17 protein-coding genes and 2 pseudogenes are annotated in these 20,184 nt (G+C 73.6%); 14 read left to right on the plus strand and 5 right to left on the minus strand.

Going from position 1 to position 20,184, the window contains the following annotated elements; translation table 11 throughout:
- From AB0958_RS24460 to AB0958_RS24475, 4 genes and pseudogenes are all read left to right on the plus strand, one after another.
- Positions 1-1,704, plus strand: coding sequence for an ABC transporter permease subunit (locus tag AB0958_RS24460; protein ID WP_366892593.1), 1,704 nt, complete (start codon positions 1-3; stop codon positions 1,702-1,704).
- Positions 1,701-2,066, plus strand: a pseudogene (locus tag AB0958_RS24465) (MFS transporter); the annotation flags it as partial. The gene AB0958_RS24460 and the pseudogene AB0958_RS24465, both read left to right, overlap by 4 nt.
- Before the next feature lie 129 nt (positions 2,067-2,195).
- Complete coding sequence (locus AB0958_RS24470; RefSeq protein ID WP_366892594.1) at positions 2,196-2,816, plus strand: hypothetical protein; 621 nt, start codon at positions 2,196-2,198, stop codon at positions 2,814-2,816.
- 52 nt (positions 2,817-2,868) lie between these two features.
- Positions 2,869-3,591 carry a YcnI family protein gene (locus AB0958_RS24475; protein WP_366892595.1) on the plus strand — a complete coding sequence of 241 codons (723 nt, stop codon included), beginning with the start codon at positions 2,869-2,871 and terminating at the stop codon, positions 3,589-3,591.
- A 66-nt stretch (positions 3,592-3,657) separates the two neighbouring features.
- On the opposite strand, the gene AB0958_RS24480 is transcribed toward AB0958_RS24475, so the two are convergent.
- Positions 3,658-4,461 carry a CDP-alcohol phosphatidyltransferase family protein gene (locus AB0958_RS24480; protein WP_366892596.1) on the minus strand — a complete coding sequence of 268 codons (804 nt, stop codon included), beginning with the start codon at positions 4,459-4,461 and terminating at the stop codon, positions 3,658-3,660.
- Positions 4,462-4,583: 122 nt separating this feature from the next.
- Between AB0958_RS24480 and AB0958_RS24485 the strand changes: the two genes are divergently transcribed.
- From AB0958_RS24485 to AB0958_RS24505, 5 genes and pseudogenes are all read left to right on the plus strand, one after another.
- Complete coding sequence (locus tag AB0958_RS24485; RefSeq protein WP_366892597.1) at positions 4,584-5,564, plus strand: zinc-binding alcohol dehydrogenase; 981 nt, start codon at positions 4,584-4,586, stop codon at positions 5,562-5,564.
- Positions 5,565-5,713: 149 nt separating this feature from the next.
- Positions 5,714-6,112: a 6-carboxytetrahydropterin synthase gene (locus AB0958_RS24490; protein ID WP_132887112.1), complete on the plus strand. Its 399-nt coding sequence runs from the start codon at positions 5,714-5,716 to the stop codon at positions 6,110-6,112.
- Positions 6,109-7,320: a glycosyltransferase family 4 protein gene (locus AB0958_RS24495; protein ID WP_366892598.1), complete on the plus strand. Its 1,212-nt coding sequence runs from the start codon at positions 6,109-6,111 to the stop codon at positions 7,318-7,320. Before AB0958_RS24490 ends, AB0958_RS24495 begins: the two co-directional genes overlap by 4 nt.
- 95 nt (positions 7,321-7,415) lie before the next feature.
- Positions 7,416-8,363 (plus strand): SAM-dependent methyltransferase, encoded by a 948-nt coding sequence (locus AB0958_RS24500; protein ID WP_366892617.1) that lies wholly within the window; start codon positions 7,416-7,418, stop codon positions 8,361-8,363.
- Positions 8,360-9,241 (plus strand): annotated as a pseudogene (locus AB0958_RS24505) (lysylphosphatidylglycerol synthase transmembrane domain-containing protein); the annotation flags it as partial. The gene AB0958_RS24500 and the pseudogene AB0958_RS24505, both read left to right, overlap by 4 nt.
- Before the next feature lie 98 nt (positions 9,242-9,339).
- On the opposite strand, the gene AB0958_RS24510 reads toward AB0958_RS24505, so the two are convergent.
- A complete protein-coding gene (locus tag AB0958_RS24510) occupies positions 9,340-10,098 on the minus strand; it encodes a creatininase family protein (RefSeq protein WP_366892599.1) in 759 nt (252 codons plus the stop codon).
- 38 nt (positions 10,099-10,136) lie between these two features.
- Here AB0958_RS24510 and ribA point away from each other — a divergent pair, with 38 nt between their 5' ends.
- Positions 10,137-10,796, plus strand: coding sequence for a GTP cyclohydrolase II (ribA, locus tag AB0958_RS24515; protein WP_360529155.1), 660 nt, complete (start codon positions 10,137-10,139; stop codon positions 10,794-10,796).
- A 184-nt stretch (positions 10,797-10,980) separates the two neighbouring features.
- On the opposite strand, the gene AB0958_RS24520 is transcribed toward ribA, so the two are convergent.
- Entirely contained in the window at positions 10,981-12,204 is a 1,224-nt protein-coding gene (locus AB0958_RS24520; RefSeq protein WP_366892600.1) for a serine hydrolase domain-containing protein, read from the minus strand.
- Positions 12,205-12,411: 207 nt separating this feature from the next.
- Between AB0958_RS24520 and AB0958_RS24525 the strand changes: the two genes are divergently transcribed.
- A complete protein-coding gene (locus tag AB0958_RS24525; RefSeq protein WP_366892601.1) occupies positions 12,412-12,837 on the plus strand; it encodes a PPOX class F420-dependent oxidoreductase in 426 nt (141 codons plus the stop codon).
- A 115-nt stretch (positions 12,838-12,952) separates the two neighbouring features.
- On the opposite strand, the gene AB0958_RS24530 is transcribed toward AB0958_RS24525, so the two are convergent.
- On the minus strand, positions 12,953-14,314 hold the full coding sequence (locus AB0958_RS24530; RefSeq protein ID WP_366892602.1) for an MFS transporter: 1,362 nt from the start codon (positions 14,312-14,314) through the stop codon (positions 12,953-12,955).
- Between the two features lie 190 nt (positions 14,315-14,504).
- The gene (locus AB0958_RS24535) at positions 14,505-15,170 is read right to left on the minus strand and encodes a TetR/AcrR family transcriptional regulator (RefSeq protein WP_366892603.1); all 666 of its coding nucleotides are present in this window, start codon (positions 15,168-15,170) and stop codon (positions 14,505-14,507) included.
- Positions 15,171-15,344: 174 nt separating this feature from the next.
- Between AB0958_RS24535 and AB0958_RS24540 the strand changes: the two genes are divergently transcribed.
- From AB0958_RS24540 to AB0958_RS24550, 3 genes are all read left to right on the plus strand, one after another.
- Positions 15,345-16,226, plus strand: coding sequence for a shikimate dehydrogenase (locus tag AB0958_RS24540; RefSeq protein WP_366892604.1), 882 nt, complete (start codon positions 15,345-15,347; stop codon positions 16,224-16,226).
- An 81-nt stretch (positions 16,227-16,307) separates the two neighbouring features.
- Complete coding sequence (locus tag AB0958_RS24545) at positions 16,308-18,098, plus strand: TIM barrel protein (protein WP_366892605.1); 1,791 nt, start codon at positions 16,308-16,310, stop codon at positions 18,096-18,098.
- A 178-nt stretch (positions 18,099-18,276) separates the two neighbouring features.
- On the plus strand, positions 18,277-20,151 hold the full coding sequence (locus AB0958_RS24550) for a glycosyltransferase family 39 protein (protein ID WP_366892606.1): 1,875 nt from the start codon (positions 18,277-18,279) through the stop codon (positions 20,149-20,151).
- The last annotated feature ends 33 nt before the right edge of the window (positions 20,152-20,184 follow it).

Here is a 20,184-nt window from a genome sequence, read left to right on the forward strand (position 1 = left end):
ATGCCGACCCTCCTGTGGCGGGCGGTGCTCGCCATCACCCTGGTGGGCGGGATCGGGGTGCTGCCCTGGCTCGCGGGCACCGACCCGGCGCTCACCGTCCTCAAGGCGCGCTCCCAGGACCGCGACCCCACGCCCGACGTGCTCGCCGACATCCGTACCCAACTCGGCCTGGAGAAGGGGCCGCTCCACCTCCTCGCCGAGTGGGCGGGCGGGCTGGCGCACGGTGACGCCGGACGGTCGTGGATCTCCGGCGGGGAGGTGACCCCGGCCGTCCTTCAGGCGCTCGGCGCCTCCCTGCTGCTGATGACGGTCGCCCTCGGGGTCGCCGTCTGCACCGCCGGCCTGGTGTGCGCCCGCACCCTGCGCACCGGCGGCACCCGGCGCTCCGGCGGTACCGGCTCCGCCGTGCTCGCCACGCTGCCGGAGTTCCTCACCGCCTCCGTCCTCGCCACCGTCGTCGGCGTCCAGCTCGGCTGGCTGCCCGCCCTCGGCTGGTACGGCCCCCGGTGGACGCTGCTGCCCGCCCTGGCCCTCGGCCTGCCCGCGGGCGCCGTCCTCGGGCGGCTCCTCGACGACCCGCTGCCCGGCGCCTTCGCCGAACCCTGGGCCAGGGCCGCGGCCGCCCGCGGCATACCCCGGTACCGCGTCGCACGCCAGGCACTGCGGCGCTGCCTGCCCGGACTCCTGCCCAACCTCGGCCTGTTCGTCGTCGGCCTCACCGGCGGAGCCGTCGCCGTGGAGCAGATCTTCGACATCCCCGGGCTCGGCCGCACCACCCTCCAGGCCGCCCTCGCCCAGGACCTGCCCGTCCTCCAGGCCGGCACCCTCGTCCTCCTCCTGCTCGCCACGGCCACCGCGCTCGGCACCCGCCTCCTGGTACGCCTGCTCGTCGGACCCGCCCTGCGCGACGGAGCGCTGCCCGCCCTGCGGCGGCCCGCCGCACCGGGCCGCCGGGCCGCCCCGGTCACCCTGGCCGCCGTACTCCTCGCGGTCGTCGTCACCGGACTGCCCCGCGACCCCCTGGCCGTCGACACCACCAGACGGCTCCGACCCCCGTCCGCCGGGCACCCGTTCGGGACCGACGCGCTCGGCCGCGACCTGCTGGCCCGGGTGGCGCACGGCGCCCTCGACACCCTGCTGCTCGCCCTGGCGATCAGCGCCGCCGCCCTGGCCGCCGGAGTGCTCCTCGGGCTGCTGCCCAGGTTCTCGGGACCGCTCGTCGACACCGTCAACGCCGTCCCGCCCGTACTGGCGGCGCTGCTGGTCACGGCGGTCGCCGGCGGCGGACCCGGCACCGCCGCCGGCGCCGTCGCGGCCGTCGCCTGGGCGCCGCTCGCCGCCCACACCGCCGCGCTGCTCCGACAGGAACGCGCCACCCTGCACGTCACCGCCACCGCCGCCCTCGGCGCGAGCCGCCGGTACCTGCTCCGCCGCGACCTGCTGCCCGCCGTCCTGCCGCCCGTCGTCCGGCACGCACTGCTCCGGCTCCCCGGCGTCGCCCTCGCCCTCGCCTCGCTCGGCTTCCTCGGCCTCGGCGCCCAGCCGCCGTCCCCGGAGTGGGGCCGGCTCCTCGCCGAGAACCAGCCGTACGCCGAGCGCGCCCCCTGGGCGGTCCTCGCCCCCGCCGCGGTGCTCGCCCTGCTGGGCGCGCTGGCGGTGACCGCGTCCGCCGAAGCCGCCGGCACGTCACGGAAGTCCGCATGACCCCGCTGCCCAGGCTCCTGATCCTCACCCAACTCGCCTTCAACGTCGCTTTCTTCGCCGTACTGCCGTTCCTCGCCGAACACCTCGGGCGGACGATCGGGATGGCCGGGTGGCTGGTCGGACTGGTCCTCGGACTGCGGACGTTCAGCCAGCAGGGGCTGTTCGTGGTCGGCGGGGCGCTCGCCGACCGGTACGGGGTGCGGCCCGTCGTCCTCGCCGGGTGCCTGCTGCGGATCGCCGGATTCGGCTGGCTCGGGTACGCCGAGCGGGCCTGGGCGGTGCTCGCGTCGGTCCTGCTGATCGGTTTCGCGGCGGCCCTGTTCTCACCCGCCGTGGAGTCCGAGGTGGCCCGGCAGGCGGTGCTCGGGTGCGTGGGGGCCGGTCGCGCAGTTCCCCGCGCTCCTGAGGGGTGCTGCCCCCCGGCGCTTCCTTGCGACTGAACGGGGTGTGTGCGCCGCGCGTATCACACCGGCGTGGGAGGATCGCTCACCATGAGTGCGTCACCGGCGGTACGGAGCCTGCGTGCCGCGGTGTTCGCCGCGGTGTGCGTACTCCTGGCCGCCGCCGGTCACGGCCTCGCCATGGGGGACATGCCGCCGCTCTGGGCCGACCTCACGGCGTTCGGCGCGGTCTTCGGCGTCGGCCGGGCCCTCGCGGGGCGGGAGCGCGGGCTGCCGGAGATCGGCGCCGGCATGCTCCTCACCCAGGGCGGTCTGCACGTCGGCTTCGACGCGGCGCGCCGGTTCACCCCGGCGCACGCCGCACACATGGCCGGCATGCCCATGGACATGCCGCCGCACGGACCCGCCATGGCCGCCGGGACCGCGCAGCACGCGCACGTCCTGACCGCGCACGCCACCCTCGCCCACGTCCTCGCCGCGCTGGCCGCCTCCTGGTGGCTGCGGCGGGGCGAGGCCGCCCTGTGGTCGCTGCTGCGCCGCGCGGCCGCCCTCGTCCCCGGCCTCGCGGCCTGGTGGCACGACGGCCCGCTGCCGGCGCCGGCCGAGCGCGGCCTGCCCGCTCCCGCCCGCCCCGTCCGCCCCCGGCTGCTCACCCTGCGGCACGCGGTGAGCCGGCGCGGGCCGCCGAGCGCGATCCCGTACGCGGTCTGACATCCGCGAAGAGCCGTCGTTTCCCTTCCTTCGTACGGAGATCCACTCACTCATGTCCACAACCCGCGCCGCCCTGCGCCGTGCCGCCACCGTCACCGCACTCACGGCCGCCTCGGTCCTCGCCGCCGCCGGTGCCGCCGCCGCGCACGTCACCGTCCACCCCGAGAGCTACGCCAAGGGCGCCACCGACGGCGTCCTGACCTTCCGGGTACCCAACGAGGAGGACACCGCCGCCACCACCAAGGTCGAGGTCGTCCTGCCCACCGACCATCCGGTGCTCGGCGTCCTCGTCACCCCGCAGGCCGGCTGGACCGCCAAGGTCACCACCACCAAGCTCAAGAACCCCGTCAAGACCGACGACGGCACCATCACCGAGGCCGCCTCCGAGATCACCTGGACCGGCGGCAAAATCGGCCCCGGCCAGTACCAGGACTTCGACGTCGCGTTCGGCCAACTGCCCGAGGACACCGACCAGCTGACCTTCAAGACCCTCCAGACCTACTCCGACGGCAAGGTCGTCCGCTGGATCGAGGTGCCCCAGAGCGGCGACGACGAGCCGGAGAACCCCGCGCCCACCCTCAAGCTGACGGCGGCCGACGGGACCGCGTCCTCGGCGGCGCCCGCGGCGAGGGGCGGCAGCGCCAAGGCGACCGCCGCGTCCGACGCCAGCGACTCCACCGCCCGTGGCCTCGGCATCGCGGGCCTGATCGTCGGCGCCCTGGGCCTCGCGGCGGCGGCGTTCACGTTCGTACGGACGCGCGGCGCACGCTCGTAACCCACCGGCGACGCGAAGGGGCCCGGACCATCCCCCGGTCCGGGCCCCTCCGTCGTGCTCGGCCGGCTACCGCACCGCCAGCTCCAGCAGCTCCCGCTCCAGCGCCGCCACCGTCGCGTCGGTCTCCTCGGCCTCGGCCGCCGCCCCCGGTGCCGTACCCCGCCCGTTGTGCCACAGCCAGGCCACGTCCCGGCCGAAGGACCACACCAGGGAGCCCAGCGCCAGCAGCACCACGGCCAGGTCGCCCGCGTACGGCAGCAGGTCCGCGCCCGCCAGCAGCAGGCAGATGCCCTGCATCGCGGCGACCGTCTTGCGGGCCATCGACGGCGGCAGCGGCGCGTTCAGCCAGGGGGCGAGTTTCGCCGCCGCGACGAACACGTAGCGCATGGCGCCGATCAGCAGCACCCAGGGACCGAGCCGCGTGGAGACGTACACGCTCAGCACCAGGATCAGGAACGCGTCGACCTCCATGTCGAAACGAGCGCCCAGCGCGGTCGACGTGCCGGTGCGGCGGGCCACCTTGCCGTCGACGCCGTCGAGGATCAACGCCACGGCGGTCAGGCCGACCAGGAGGGTGACCGGCGGGGAGCTCTCGAAGGAGTCGGCGACCAGGGCCGTCACCCCGCCGACGAGGATCGCCCGGCCGAGGGTGACCCGGTTGGCGGGGCCGAAGGAACGCGGCCGGGTGCGGTGCAGGGCCCTGGAGAGGACCGCCCAGGTGGCCGTCGCGAACGCGAGGCCCGTCAGCCAGCCCGCCGGCCCCATGCCGATCGCGGAGCCCAGCAGCGCCAGCAACAGGATCTGCACGCCCGCTCCCACCGCGGTCTCCTGCTGGACCAGCCTGGCTTCGTAAGTGTTGTTCAGGGCCACCGCACGTCCTCCGGCCGAGTGACAGAGTCGATCAACGCCGCGTACTGTGCGCGGCCTGTGCACTTGTTCGCTGTGCACACCTCGGTACGTGAACAACTTCCCGATCGTTCAGGAGGATGCCGATGAACCGCTCGGCCCGCGCGTTCTGGCTCCGCTCTCCGGGCCGCGGAGAGCTGCGTGACGTCACCCTCGCGGCGCCCTCCGACGGCGAGGTGCTGGTCCGCGCGCTGTACTCCGGAGTCAGCAGGGGCACCGAGACCCTGGTGTTCCGCGGGGGCGTCCCGGAGAGCCAACGCGCGGTGATGCGGGCGCCCTTCCAGGAGGGCGAGTTCCCGGGGCCGGTGAAGTACGGCTACCTCAGCGTCGGCGTCGTGGAGGAGGGCCCCGATACGCTGGTCGGGCGTACGGTGTTCTGCCTGTACCCGCACCAGACGCGTTACGTCGTACCGGTGAGCGCCGTGACGGTGGTACCGGAGCACGTACCACCGGCGCGTGCGGTGCTCGCGGGCACGATCGAGACCGCCGTGAACGCCCTCTGGGACGCCGCGCCCCTGGTCGGCGACCGGATCGCGGTCATCGGCGGCGGCATGGTGGGCTGCTCGGTCGCCGCCCTGCTCGCCCGCTTCCCCGGCGTACGGCTCCAGCTGGTCGACGCCGATCCGGCCCGCGCCAAAACCGCCGAGGCGCTCGGCGTCGGCTTCGCGGCCCCCGAGGACGCCCTCGGCGACTGCGACCTGGTCGTGCACGCCAGCGCCACCGAACAGGGCCTCACCCGCGCCCTGGAACTCCTCGCCCCGGAGGGCACGGTCCTCGAACTGAGCTGGTACGGCGACCGGCGCGTCGCCCTGCCGCTCGGCGAGGCCTTCCACTCCCGCCGCCTCACCGTGCGCAGCAGCCAGGTCGGCACCGTCTCCCCGCGCCGGGCCGGCCGCAGCTACGCCGACCGTCTCGCCCTCGCCCTGGACCTGCTGGCCGACCCGGCCCTGGACGCCCTCATCACGGGCGAAAGCGCGTTCGAGGAGCTGCCCGAGGTGCTCCCGAGGCTCGCCTCCGGCGAGATCCCGGCCCTCTGTCACCGGGTCAGCTACGGCGAGGCAGGCTGACGCCATGTCCCATGCGGCCTGCCAAGAGGCCCTGACCTGAGAAAAGAGTGAGAGTGGACTGAACACGGGGAAGTCGAGAGCCGTATTAGGGGGTCCCCCGGCAGGGTTCCGCCGGGGGACCAGACGCGCCGCACCTGGAGGGTCGTCCGTTGTTCAGCATCACCGTCCGCGATCACATCATGATCGCTCACAGTTTCCACGGCGAGGTGTTCGGGCCCGCGCAGCGACTGCACGGTGCCACGTTCCTCGTGGACGCCACCTTCCGTCGTGAACAGCTGGACGACGACAACATCGTCGTCGACATCGGTCTCGCCACCCAGGAACTGGGCGCCGTGGTGAGCGAGCTGAACTACAGAAACCTCGACAACGAGCCGGACTTCGCCGGGATCAACACCTCCACGGAGTTCCTCGCCAAGGTCATCGCGGACCGGCTCGCCGAGCGCATCGAGAAGGGTGCCCTCGGCGAGGGCGCCAAGGGCCTCGCCGGACTGACCGTCACCCTTCACGAGTCACACGTCGCCTGGGCGAGTTACGAGCGTGCCCTGTGACCGACATGGCCATCGGCCGCCCGCCGGCCCTGACCTACGTGCCCGCGCAGCGCGCGGCCACCGCCGACCCCTCGGGCCAGAACGCCCCCGCGAACATCGGGATCCTCTCCATGTCCCTGCGCACCGTGCACTTCCTCATGCCGGGCGGTGTCGACGACCCGGCCCAGCCGAGCGGCGGCAACGCCTACGACCGGCGGGTCTGCCTGGACCTGCCCGGCTTCGGCTGGCAGGTCACCCGGCACGTGGTGGCCGGCTCCTGGCCGCGCCCCGAGCAGGCCGCCCGCGACGGTCTCGCCCGGACCCTGCGGGAACTGCCCGACGGCGCGGTCGTCCTGCTGGACGGCCTGGTCGCCTGCGGCGTCCCGGAGATCGTGGTCCCCGAGGCGGAGCGGCTGCGGCTCGCCGTCCTGGTGCACCTGCCGCTCGGCGACGAGACCGGCCTCGACCGGGCCGTGGCCGCCGACCTGGACGCCCGGGAACGCGCGGTGCTGCGCGCCGTACCCGCGGTGATCGCGACCAGCGACTGGGCGGTACGACGGTTGGTCTCGCACCACGGGCTGGCCCCCGACCGCGTCCACGTGGCCGCCCCGGGCGCCGACATCGCCCCCCTCGCCGGCGGTACCGACGGCGTCTCGCACCTGGTGTGCGTCGCCGCCGTCACCCCCCGCAAGGGCCAGCACCGTCTGGTGGAGGCCCTCGCCGCGGTCCGGGAGCTGCCGTGGACCTGCACCTGCGTCGGCGGCCTCAACCAGGACCCCGAGTACGTCGCCCACCTGCGGTCGCTCATCGCGCGGCACGGGCTGACGGACCGGCTGCACCTGGCGGGCCCGCGCTCCGGCGCCGACCTGGACGCCAGCTACGCGGCCGCGGACCTGATGGTCCTCACCTCGTACGCCGAGACCTACGGCATGGCGGTCACCGAGGCCCTCGCCCGCGGCATTCCGGTGCTCGCCACCGACGTCGGCGGCCTGCCCGAGGCGGTCGGCCGCGCCCCCGACGGCGGGGTGCCCGGCATCCTGGTGCCGCCGGAGGACCCCGCCGCGCTCGCCGCCGAACTGCGCGGCTGGTTCGGCGAGCCGGACGTGCGCCGCCGCCTGAAGGCCGCCGCGCGCGGCCGGCGCGCGGCCCTCGACGGCTGGGCGACCACCGCCCGCAGCCTGGCCGGAGTCCTGCTGCGGCTCCCCGACGAACCCCGGAGGGCGGCATGACCACCGGCGAGACCACGACCACTACTCCGGTCGGCGCGATCCCCGCGCAGCCGGGACCCGCGGATGTCACGGATGCAGGGGTGGGACGAGAGCGAATGGACGCGGCTGCCTCCGGAGACCCCGAGCGTTCCGAAGTGATCCCGGGCGCCGGCCCCGTCACCCGACCGGGCGAGCGGGCCACCGTACGACTGCGCGAGACCGACCCCGAGGAGCCGCCGCGGTACGCGCCCGAGTGGCTGCAACTGCGGGAGAGCGCCGACGCGGCGGCCCGCGCGCACGATCTGCTGGACCCGCTGCGGATCCGGCTGGCCAACCTGCCCGGCAAGGCGGGCGGGATCGTCGTGCACGACCTGGGCTGCGGCACCGGCTCGATGGGCCGCTGGCTGGCCCCCCGCCTGGACGGCGCCCAGCACTGGATCCTGCACGACCGCGACCCCTACCTGCTGCACTTCGCCGCCGTCGCCTCGCCCCGGGCCGCCGCCGACGGCAGCCGGGTCACCGTGGAGACCCGGCGCGGCGACGTCGCCCGGCTCACCCCCGACGCGCTCATAGGCGCCTCGCTGGTGACCGCCTCCGCCCTGCTCGACGTGCTCACCCGCGAGGAGGTCGACACCCTCGCCGAGGCCTGCGCCGGGGCCGGCTGCCCCGCGCTGCTGACCCTGTCCGTCGCCGGACGCGTCGACCTCACCCCGGAGCACCCGCTGGACAAGGAGATCGCGGAGGCGTTCAACGCCCACCAGCGGCGCGGCGGAATGCTCGGACCGGACGCGATCACCGCCGCCTGCGAGGCGTTCGCCGACCGCGGCGCCACCGTGAAGGTGCACCCCAGCCCCTGGCGGCTCGGTGCCGCCGAGAAGGCGCTCACCGAGCAGTGGCTGCGCGGCTGGGTCGGCGCCGCCGTCGAGGAGCGCCCCGAACTCGCCGAGCGCGCCGACGCCTACCTGGCCGAGCGGCTCGCCGCGAACGCGGCCGGCGAACTGCGGGTCCTCCTGCACCACAGCGACCTGCTGGCCCTCGCCCGCCCGACCGGAGGCACCGCATGACCACCCCCGCCCTGGTCCGCGAGAGCGCGCCGGTCGCCCCGGTCGCCGTGCCCCGGCGCCTGGACCTGCGCGCCGTCCGCACCCATCTGGGCACCCTCGGCGGGGTCGCCATCCTCGCGGTGCTGCTGTGGCGGCTCGGCACCGGGGTCTTCGTCGACGGACTGCGCCGTATCGACACGCCGACCCTGCTCATGGGCCTGGCGATCGGCGCGGTCACGACCGTGCTGAGCGCCTGGCGCTGGCAGTTGGTGGCCCGCAGCCTCGGTCTGCGGCTGCCGCTCGGACCCGCCGTCGGCGACTACTACCGGGCGCTGTTCCTCAACGCGGCCCTGCCCGGCGGGGTGCTCGGCGACGTGCACCGGGCGGTGCGGCACGGCCAGAGCGAGGGCGACATCGGGCGCGGCGTCCGCGCGGTCGTCCTGGAACGGACCGCGGGACAGCTCGCGTTGACCGTCTTCGGCGCGGCCGCCCTGCTGATCCTGCCCTCGCCGGTCCGCGACGACGTCCGCAGCTTCGCCCCGCTGGCGGCGGCCGGCGTGGCCGGCGCGTGCGCGATCGTCGTCGCCCTGCGGATGAACCGGGCCCCGGGCAAGCGCGTCGGCGCCCTGCGCTCGACCCTCGCCGAGGCCCGCCGCGCCCTGTTGTCCCGGCAGAACGGGCCGGGCGTCGCCCTGTCCTCGGCGGCCATCCTCGCCGGACACGTCGGGATGTTCGTGGTCTCCGCGCGGGTGGCCGGCTCCCACGCCTCCGTCGCGGCGCTGGTCCCGATCTGCGTACTCGCCCTGGTCGCCATGGGGCTGCCGCTGAACGTCGGCGGCTGGGGCCCCCGCGAGGGCGTCACCGCCTGGGCGTTCGCGGCGGCCGGCCTCGGCGCGGACAGCGGGCTCGCGACCGCCGTCGTCTACGGCGTCCTCAGCTTCGTGGCCGCCCTGCCGGGCCTCGTGGTCCTGGTCGTCCGCTGGTACACCGGGCTGCGCTATTCCCGCCCGGCGGTGAGCAGTTCGAAAACCGCCCCGAAGGAATCGACGAGGCCCGCGAGGAGTTCCTTCCCCTTTTCCGCCGATCCCAGGGAAGGGCGGCCGATGACGCCCGACTCGGTATAGGCGGACATTCCCAGGGTGAGGAGATGACGACGGTCGTCAGCGGTGAAATCGGCGGACTCGTGACCAGGGCGGACCAATTCGGGATGAGCGTGCAGCAGAATGGACGTCTCGATTTCCCCGGCATGCATGTCGGTGAGCGCCGAGGTCTCCACTCCGGCGCGGCTCAGCGCTGCCTCCCAGTCCTCCGCGGCCGGGTACAGCGCCAGCCGTTCGCCGCGCGCGGACGCCTCCTGCACGACGTTGCCCAGCACGTAGTTGCCGCCGTGGCCGTTGACCACGACCAGCGCCTCGACACCGGAGCGGCGCAGCGAGGCGGCGATGTCGTTCACCACCGCGTGCAGGGTGACCGAGGAGATGCTGACGGTCCCCGGCCAGGCCGCGTGCTCGTGCGAGCAGGAGACGGTCACCGGAGGAAGGAGGTGCACCGGGTACGCGGCGGCGATCTCCCGGGCCACGGCACAGGCGACGAGCGTGTCCGTCGCGAGCGGGAGGTAGGGGCCGTGCTGTTCGAAGCTCCCCACGGGAAGGACCGCGACCTGTGTTGAAACGCCCGCCCCCCTGGTCCGTACCTCCTCCGTAGTGTCCGCCGGCAACAGACCGTTCGCCGCCGTACGCGCGCCCGAACCACTCATCGTTTCACGGCCTTTCGTCTCTGCTTAGGAATCAGATCATGACAGAAAACATCGGCGTACTCGGCACGAAGTCCCCACGGCGTTCGGGCGTGGAACGCGTCGTCAATGCACCGCTGCCCACCGTGTACGGGAAATTCCAGGCGATCGGCTACCTGGACCACGACCGCGGTGACGAGCAGGTGGCCCTGGTCTACGGCGACATCGGCAGTGAGCGGGTGCTGACCCGGCTGCACTCGGAATGCCTCACCGGGGACGCGTTCGGCTCCCAGCACTGCGAGTGCGGCGACCAGTTGGCCGCCGCACTGCGCGCGGTCGTCTCCGAGGGCAGCGGGATCGTCGTCTACCTGCGCGGGCACGAGGGCCGCGGCATCGGACTGCTCGCCAAGCTGCGCGCGATGGCCCTGCAGGCGGAGGGCCTGGACACCGTCGAGGCGAACCTCGCGCTCGGCCTGCCGGTCGACGCCCGGGACTACGGCGTCGCCGCCGGCATGCTCCGCGACCTCGGGGTGAGTTCGGTACGTCTGATGTCCAACAACCCGCGCAAGCGGGAGTCCCTGGTACGGCACGGCATCGAGGTCGCCGAGACGGTCCCGCTGCTGATCGAGCCGTGCGAGAACAACATCACGTACCTGCGCACCAAGCGGGAGCGCCTGGACCACGTGCTGCCCCATCTCGACGCGGTGGCGCACTGGTCCTGAGGTACCGGGAGGCCTCCCCGGCGTCCGCGACGTCCTCGTCGAACGCGCCGAACCGGCCGCCGGATCCACCTCGAAGGCCGCGGGCGGAGTGCGCGCCCACGCTGGAAGCCGGGCTGCGCCGCGTCGGCTGCCTCTTCCACCCCGAAGGAGGCGGCCCGGCTCTCCCCGCTGATCGGCACGCGGGTCAGTCCAGGATCGCCTCGTGGGCCAGCCGCCGCAGATCCGGGAAGACCTTCAGCGTCTTCGGCCGTAGCTGGGTGTGGAACTGCACGGTCAGGTCGTGCGCCGGGTCGACCCAGAAGGCGGTGGTGGCGGCCCCCGTCCAGCCGTAGGCGCCGCGGCTGCTCGGCGAGAGGGTGCGGTCGGGGTCGATCACGACCGAGACGCCGAGGCCGAAGCCCAGGCCGTCGTTGCCGGGTTCCTGGTGGGCGGGGGCGCCGAAGGCGCGCAGGTCGGCGCCGCCGGGCAGGTGGTTGCGGGAGAGCAGCCCGACCGAGGCGGGGGAGAGCAGCCGGGCGCCGTCCAGCTCGCCGCCCCGGCGCAGCATCTCCATGAAACGGTGGTAGTCGTACGCCGTCGCCGCGAGGCCGCCGCTGCCGGACAGCATGCGGGGGCGGCCGCGCAACGGCAGCCCGGGGACCGGCTCGATGCCGCCGTCGCTCGTCTCCCCGTACAACTCCGAGAGCCGGTCGGCCTGTTCGGGGGCGATGTGCAGGCCCGCGTCCGGCATGCCGAGCGGGCGGAAGATCCGGTCCGCGAAGAACTCGTCGAGCCGCTGACCGGAGACCACCTCGACGACCCGGCTGAGCACGTTGAAGCCGACCGAGTAGTTCCACTGCGTGCCCGGCTCGAACTGGAGGGGCATGCGCGCGTACACGGCGGTCGTCTCGGCGAGGTCCGCGCCCGCCGGCACCGAGAACTCCAGGCCCGCCTCCCGGTAGCGGGCGTCCACCGGGTGCGCGTGGTAGAAGGCGAAGGTGAACCCGGCGGTGTGGGTGAGCAGATGACGGATCCGGATCGGCCCGTCGGCGGGCCTGGTCACCATGTCCGCACCCGAACCGCTCACGTGGACCCGGGGGTTGGCGAACTCCGGCAGGTAGCGGTCGACCGGGTCGTCCAGCGACAGCAGGCCGTCCTCGACCAGCAGCAGGACCGCGACCGCCGTGACCGGCTTGGTCATGGAGTAGACCCGCCAGATGGTGTCCGGTTCGACCGGCAGCCCCGCGGCGCGGTCACGGAGGCCGTGCGTGGTGAGGTGGGCGACCCGGCCGCCGCGCGCCACGGCCACCAGGTAGCCGGGCAGGCGCCCTTCGTCGACGTAGTGGGCGAAGTGCTGGTCGAGGCGGTCCAGCGCCTTCGCGTCCAGCCCGACCTCGCCGGGGTCGACTTCCTGTCGCAGCTGTGCCATCGCTCTCCTCCGGTCGTGTCGTCCGCGGTGCGGTCCGACCTGGACCTCATCGTCGCGCAGGAAGAGGGGAATGGTCGCGCTCATCCGCGTGCGGTGTGACGGACGCTATAGAAGGGACACCGGGCAGCCGACGTGCCGACGTCCCGAACGCGTGTGCCCCGGGTGACGGTGGGAATGCCGGGCCGGAGCGCCGGGGTTGCCCCCGTCATGACCCAGGACACACTTCTGAAGCTGCTCGCCGAAGGCCACGCCGGGGTGCTGGTCACCCTCAAGCGCGACGGCCGCCCCCAGCTGTCCAACGTCAGCCACGCCTACTACCCCGACGAACGGACCGTGCGCGTGTCGATCACGGACGACCGCGCGAAGACCCGGAACCTGCGCCGCGATCCCCGCGCCTCCTACCACGTCACCAGCCCCGACCGCTGGGCCTACACGGTCGCCGAGGGCACCGCCGACCTGTCACCGGTCGCCCAGGACCCCCACGACGAGACGGTGGAGGAGCTCATCCGCCTCTACCGCGACGTCCAGGGCGAACACCCCGACTGGGACGACTACCGCGCCGCGATGGTCCGCGACCGCCGCCTGGTCCTCCGACTCCGCGTGGAACGGGCGTACGGCATCCCGCGCGCGTAGGTCCCGGGACCGGTGGTCGTGCGGGAGCACGACGTGCCCGCGCAGGCCGTGGACTCCTGACGCGCGGGCGGCCCCCGGAGCCGTGGGACTCCGGAGGCCGCCCGCGGCGGAGTGCTCAGGCCGAGACCGCCTCCGGTCGCGCCGCCGCCGTCCCCGACCGCTCGCCGAGCAGTGCGGTCGGCACCCTGTGGGTCTCCCGGGCGGTCAGCGCGGCGATCACCGGCGGCACGCACAGCGCCCCCGTGAACAGGGCCACCGCCGACCAGTCGTCACCGCCGGGACCCGCGATCCGCGCCGCGAAGGTCACCGCGAACCCGGCCACCGCGAACCCGATCTGGGTGCCGATCGCCATGCCGGACAGCCGCACCCGGGTCGAGAACATCTCCCCGTAGAAGGACGGCCAGATGCCGTTGGCGGCGCTGTAGACGACACCGAAGGCGACGATCCCGAGAAGCATGACCAGCGGGTAGGAGCCGGTGGAGATCGCCCACAGGTACCCGGCCATCGCCACCGCGCTGCCCACCGCGCCGATCAGGTACACCGGCCGTCGGCCGATCCGGTCCGACAGCGTGGCCCACGCCGGGATCGCACCCAGCGCCACCAGGTTCGCCAGCGCGCCCACCCACAGCATGGACGTCCTGGACATGCCCACCGAGTCGCTGGTCGCGTACGCCAGCGCCCACACCGTGAAGATCGTGCTCACCGACGCGATCAGCGCACCGCCGATCACCCGCAGCACGTCCGCCCAGTGGTGCCGCAGCAGCGTCACGAGCGGGAGCCGTACGACACCCTCGCCGGCCGCCTGCTGCACGAAGGCCGGGGTCTCCTGGATCCTGCGCCGGATCACCCAGCCGACCACGGCGACCACCACACTCGCCCAGAACGGCACCCGCCAGCCCCAGGACAGCAACTGGTCGTCGGGCAGCTGGGAGACCGGGATGAAGACGAGGGTGGCGATCAGCTGACCGCCCTGGGTGCCGCTGAGGGTGAAACTGGTGAAGAAGCCGCGCCGGTCCGGTGGCGCGTGCTCCAGGCTCATCGAACTGGCGCTGGCCTGCTCACCTGCGGCCGAGACGCCCTGGAGCACCCGGCACAGCACCAGCAGCACCGGAGCGAGGGACCCCACCTGGGCGCGGCTCGGCAGACAGCCGATCAGGAACGTCGACAGGCCCATCAGCAGCAGCGTGAACACCATGATCTTCTTGCGGCCGATCCGGTCCCCGAAATGCCCGAGGAACAGCGCGCCGACCGGCCGGGCCGCGTACGCGACCCCGAACGTGGCCAACGAGAGCAGGGTCGCGTTGGCCGGGTCCGACTCGTCGAAGAAGACCTTCGGGAAGATCAGCGCGGCCGCGCTGCCGTAGATGAAGAAGTCGTAGTACTCCAGGGCGCTGCCGATCCAGGCGGCCAGCGCGGCTTTCCTCGGCTGGCCGCCGGACGGTACGGCGGTGCCGGCGGGTGGGGCGGGGACGGGCACGGCGGTGCTCCTTCGGGGAACTCCGACTCAGGCGGAGTGGGCGGCGGGGGAGAAGGCCGGTTCCCAGGGGTGACGGGTCGGCGGACCAGCGTGCTAATTAACCCACTGGGTAGTTAGTCGCGATGGGTACGGATGTTGCGCCCGCGTTTCCCCGCTGTCAAGAGGTCGCGCCGGACTCCGGGTGCGGGGGTCAGTCCGCCGCGCGCTCCGCCGTGAGGTAGGCGATCACCATGTCGCCGAGCATGGCCCGGTAGTGCTCGCGCTGCGCCGGGTCCACCAGGTCACGGCCGAACAGGGCGCCGAAAGTGGCCCGGTTCGCCACCCGGAAGAAACAGAACGAGCTGATCAAGGCGTGCAGGTCGACCGCGTCGACGTCCGCCGTGAACAGGCCGGACTCCTGCCCCGTGGCGAGGATCCGGCGGATCACCTCCAGGGCGGGGGAGCCGATCCGGCCGAGTTCCTCGGAGGCCGCGATGTGCTCGGCGCCGTGGATGTTCTCGATGCTGACCAGGCGGATGAAGTCGGGGTGCTGCTCGTGGTGGTCGAAGGTCAGCTCCGCGAGCCGGCGGATCGCGGCGACCGGGTCCAGATGCTCCACGTCCAGCTGCTGCTCGGCCTCGCGGATCACGCCGTACGCCCGCTCCAGGACCGCCGTGAACAGCTGCTCCTTGCCGCCGAAGTAGTAGTAGATCATCCGCTTCGTGGTACGGGTGCGGGCCGCGATCTCGTCCACCCGGGCACCGTCGTAGCCGGCCCGGGCGAACTCCTGGGTGGCCACGTCGAGGATCTCGGCCCGGGTACGGGCGGCGTCACGGGTCCGCCCGTTGGTCTGTGCCGGTTCGTCGGCGCTGGTCATCGGGTTCCTATCGGGTGCCTTCGGACGGGTGGTCGGTGCGGAGATTCTAGAAGCCCGTGCCGTCGGCGTTCCCGGAGAGGTCTTCCCCCGCTGCGACCTCCGGTGCTATAGCTAACGTACTAGTTCGTACATTAGTTGTTTCCGTTCAAGAGTGATGTCGCTCGGGAGGGCCACATGGCCAAGGACTCGTATCTCGTCGGGCTGATCGGTGCCGGTGTCGGGCCTTCGCTCAGTCCGGCCCTGCACGAGCGCGAGGCGGACCGGCAGGGGCTGCGGTACCTGTACCGGCTGATCGACGTCGACGCGCTCGGCGTGGCCCCACAGGCCGTGGGCGACCTGGTGCGGGCGGCACGCGATCTCGGTTTCGACGGGCTGAACATCACGCATCCGTGCAAGCAGCTGGTCATCGAGCACCTGGACGCGCTCTCCCCGCAGGCCGAGGCGCTCGGCGCGGTGAACACGGTGGTCTTCGAGGCCGGTGGAAGGGCGGTCGGTCACAACACGGACGTGACCGGGTTCGCGGCGTCGTTCGCGCGGGGGCTGCGGGACGCCCCGCTGGAACAGGTGGTGCAGATCGGAGCCGGGGGCGCGGGGGCCGCGGTGGCACACGCGACACTCACGCTGGGGGCGGAACGGGTCACCGTCGTGGACGCGCTGGCCGACCGGGCCGTCGGTCTCGCGGATTCCCTGAACCGGCACTTCGGCCCGGGACGTGCGCGGGCCGCGGTGCCTGGGCTGTTGCCGGATTTGCTGGCGGGTGCCGACGGACTGGTGCATGCGACGCCGACGGGGATGGCCGCGCACCCGGGGCTGCCGCTGCCCGCGGAGTCGTTGCGGCCCGAGCTGTGGGTGGCCGAGGTGGTGTACCGGCCGCTGGAGACGGAACTGGTACGGGCTGCCAGGGAGTCGGGGTGTGCGGTGCTGGACGGGGGCGGGATGGCCGCGTTCCAGGCCGCGGACTCGTTCCGGTTGTTCACGGGGAGGGAGGCGGATGCCGCGCGGATGCTGGCGGACATCGGGGAGCTGGCTGGGAGCTCGGCGGGACAGGTGGTGTGACCGGCGCGGGGCGGTAGCCGCGCACCGATACGGCCCCGCGCCCCCGACGGGGGCGCTGTAGTGCACGTGAGGACGAGGGATATGCGTACTTCCATTGCCACCGTTTCGCTCAGCGGATCGCTCACCGAGAAGCTCACCGCCGCTTCTCGGGCCGGGTTCGACGGGGTCGAGATCTTCGAGAACGATCTGCTGGCCAGTCCGCTGTCCGCTCGTGAGATACGGGCCCGCTGCGACGATCTCGGGCTCACGATCGACCTCTACCAGCCCATGCGGGACATCGAGGCCGTCCCGGCCGACGAGTTCGCGCGCAACCTCCGTCGCGCCCGCCACAAGTTCTCGTTGATGCGGGAGCTGGGGGCCGACACCGTGCTCGTCTGTTCCTCCGTCTCCCCGCTCGCCGTCGACGACGACGATCTCGCCGCCGCGCAGCTCGCCCGACTCGCCGACCTCGCAACCGACTTCGGCGTCCGCGTCGCCTACGAGGCGCTCGCCTGGGGACGGCACGTCAGTACGTACAACCATGCCTGGCGCATCGTCGAGGCGGCCGGGCACCCCGCCCTCGGGACCTGTCTCGACAGCTTCCACATCCTCTCCCGGGGGTCCGACCCGAAGGGCATCGAGGACATCCCGGGCGAGAAGATCTTCTTCCTCCAGTTGGCCGACGCTCCGCTGCTCGCCATGGACGTGCTCCAGTGGAGCCGTCACCATCGCTGTTTCCCGGGCCAGGGCGGGTTCGACGTGGCCGGGCTCGTCCGCCATGCGCTGCGGGCCGGATACGACGGACCGCTCTCACTGGAGGTCTTCAACGACGTCTTCCGGCAGGCCGAGGCCGGCCCCACCGCCGTGGACGCGCGGCGCTCCCTGCTGGTGCTCGAAGAGTCTCTCGGCACCCGGGAACTGCCCGCGCCGGTCGTGCCGACGGGGATCGCCTTCGCCGAACTGGTCACCCCGGACGCGGAACCCGTCGCGGCACTGCTCGGCGCCCTCGGCTTCGCCCGCACCGCGCGGCACCGCAGCAAGCCCGTCGACCTGTGGGAGCTGGGCGACGCGCGGATCCTGGTCAACACCGGTCCCGCCGCCCGCCGCGACGGCACCGGGCTCGCCGCGATCGGCCTGGAGACACCGGACCCCCGGGGCGCCGCCCGGCGCGCCGAGGCACTGCTCGCCCCCGTGCTGCCCCGGCGCCGCGCCCCCGAGGACGCCCCGCTCGACGCGGTCGCGGCGCCCGACGGCACGGAGCTGTTCTTCTGCGCCACCGGTCGGGGACCCGAGCTCCTCGACTGGCGGGCCGACTTCGTCGCCGTGGCGCACGAGCCGGCCGCGGCCGCGGCCCGGGTCGACCACGTGGCCCTCGTCCAGCCGTGGCACCAGTACGACGAGGCGGCCCTCTTCCACCGCGGCGTCCTCGGCCTGCACGCCCAGGAGAGCGTCGATGTCGCCGACCCCTACGGGCTGCTGCGCTCCCGGGCCGTCACCAGCGCCGACGGCGGCGTCCGGATCGCGCTCGGGGTGGGCGCGGCCCCCGCCGACGACACCCTGCACGCCCAGCACATCGCCCTGGCCACCGACGACGTGGTGGCCGCGGCCCGCGCCTTCCGGGCGGCCGGCGGCAGCCTGCTGCCTGTCCCCGGCAACTACCACGACGACCTGGCCGCCCGATTCGAGTTCCCCGAGGGAGAGCTGGAGACGTACCGGGAGCTCGGCATCCTCTACGACCGGGACGCCGGCGGGGCCTTTCGGCACTGCTACACCCACACCGTCGGACGGGTGTTCTTCGAACTGGTCCAGCGCGATCCCGGATACCGCGGGTACGGCGCGCAGAACGCGCCGGTGCGGCTCGCGGCCCAGCACGCCGGGCGGCCGGTCCGCTGAAGCCGGACGCGGGCGGGGCAGGGATTCTTACGGCTTCCATGACCGATCCTCACGAACCTCCTGAAGGTTCCTTGGCATTCCGGGCGTGACGTCCGCCGGGATCCAGTCGTCCTACAGGCCGTAACAGTCCAGGGCGCTCCGGGAGCCCTGGATACGGGAGTCCTGGAGGCCGTCCCCGATGCCGACCCCTGTCAGCGCCGAGCCGCTCGTCCCCGTCGGGGGGCCGCCCTCGCGGTCGGCCCCGGCGCGCAGCCGCACCCAGCGCTACGAGCGCCCGCTCCTCGCGGGCATCGCCACCGTCGCCGCGCTGCTCTCCTTCTGGGGCATCTGGCACAGCGCCTACCACTCCTTCTACGCGAGCGCCGTACGCAGCATGACCGACAACCCGGTCGCCTTCCTCTACGGCTCCTTCGACCCGGCGGGCTCCATCACCCTGGACAAACTGCCCGGCTTCCTGTGGCCGCAGGCCCTGTCGGCCATGGTCCTCGGCTTCCACCCGTGGTCCCTGGTGGTCCCGCAGGCCCTGGAGGGCGTGGCCTCGGTGGTCCTGCTGCACGTGGTGGTACGACGCTGGGCCGGCGTACCGGCCGGGCTGCTGGCCGCCGCCTTCCTCACGCTCACCCCGGTGACCGTGGGCCTGGGCCGGTCGGTCACCGAGGACGCGCCGTTCGTCCTGCTGTTGCTGCTGGCCGCCGAGGCCACCCAGCGGGCCACCGCCCGCGCCCGGCTTCGCACCCTCGTGCTGGCCGGCCTCTGGGTCGGCGTTGCCTTCCAGTGCAAGATGCTGGAGTCCTGGGCGGTGCTGCCCGCGCTGGCCGTGACCTATCTGGTGGCCGCGCCCACCACACTGCGCCGCCGGATCCGGGACCTCGCCGTGGCCGGGACGGTCACGCTGGCGGTGTCCCTGTCCTGGATGCTGGCCGCCGGTCTCACCCCCGCCACCGCCCGCCCCTACCTGGACGGCACGACCGACAACTCGCCGGTCGCGCTGGTCGTCGGCTACAACTTCCTGACCCGCTTCCACGCGCTGGGCGTCGACGCGGCCGGCACCGGCAGCATCGTCGCCGACCAGGCGCACAGCAGGGCGCCGGTGGGGATGGGGAACAGCGTCTGGAAGATGTTCAGCCCCGGGCTCGCCAGCCAGACGGGCTGGCTGTACCCGCTGGCGGCGCTGGGGCTGGCCGCCGGTGCCTACGCGGTGTGGCGCCGCCGGCCCGGGCGCACCGACCCCTTCCTGGCCGGCTACCTGCTGTGGGGCGTCTGGCTGGTGACCTTCTTCCTGGTCTTCAGTTTCGGCAGCGTGACCGGACACACCTACTACATGGGCGTGGTGGCGGTCGCCCTGTCGGCCCTGGCCGCAGTGGCCGTGACCCGGGTGCGGCGCCGGAGCGTGCTGGGCGCGGTCCTGGCGGTGAACGTCGGCTGGTGCGCGGCCCTCACCCTGCACTACCCGCGGTTCTTCGCCTGGTCGGTCGCCGTCGCCGTGGTCCTGGCCCTGCCCGCGCTGGCCCTGTTCACCGTCGGCGGGTCGCGTCCACGCCGGGCCGCGCTGGCCGTCGCGCTGGCCGCGGTCCTGGTCGTGCCCACCGTGTGGTCCGCGTCCGCGACCTCGCTGCGCTACAACCAGCCCGGCGGCTTCGGCCGGATCGGCCCCGGCTCCATCGCCACCCGCAACGGCGCCCTCGCCCTGGACCCGGCCCAGCAGCGCGTCTACGCCTACCTCACCGCACACCGCGACGGCGCCCGCTACCTCGCCGCGGTGCCCCGCTGGCAGATGGCGGCGCCGTACATCCTCTCGGACAACGCCTCCGTCCTCCCGCTCGGCGGCTTCACCGCCCGGGTGCCGTACCCCACGGCCGCCGCCTTCCACCACCTGATCGACACCGGCCGGCTCCGCTACGTCCTGCTCACCAAGGCGGACCTCACCCACCGCGCCCTGGCCGCGCAGACCCCCGGCCGGGCCCTGGTCCGCTGGACCGTCGAGCACTGCGCGCCCGTTCGTGTCCCGCGCTACGTCCTGTACCGGTGCGGGGCCGCCGGGCACGGCGCTTGAGCGGACCGAGGGCCCGGACCGGGCGGGGGCCGG

Origin of the sequence: Streptomyces sp. NPDC006655, from assembly GCF_040703965.1 — a bacterium.
GTDB lineage: Bacteria > Actinomycetota > Actinomycetes > Streptomycetales > Streptomycetaceae > Streptomyces.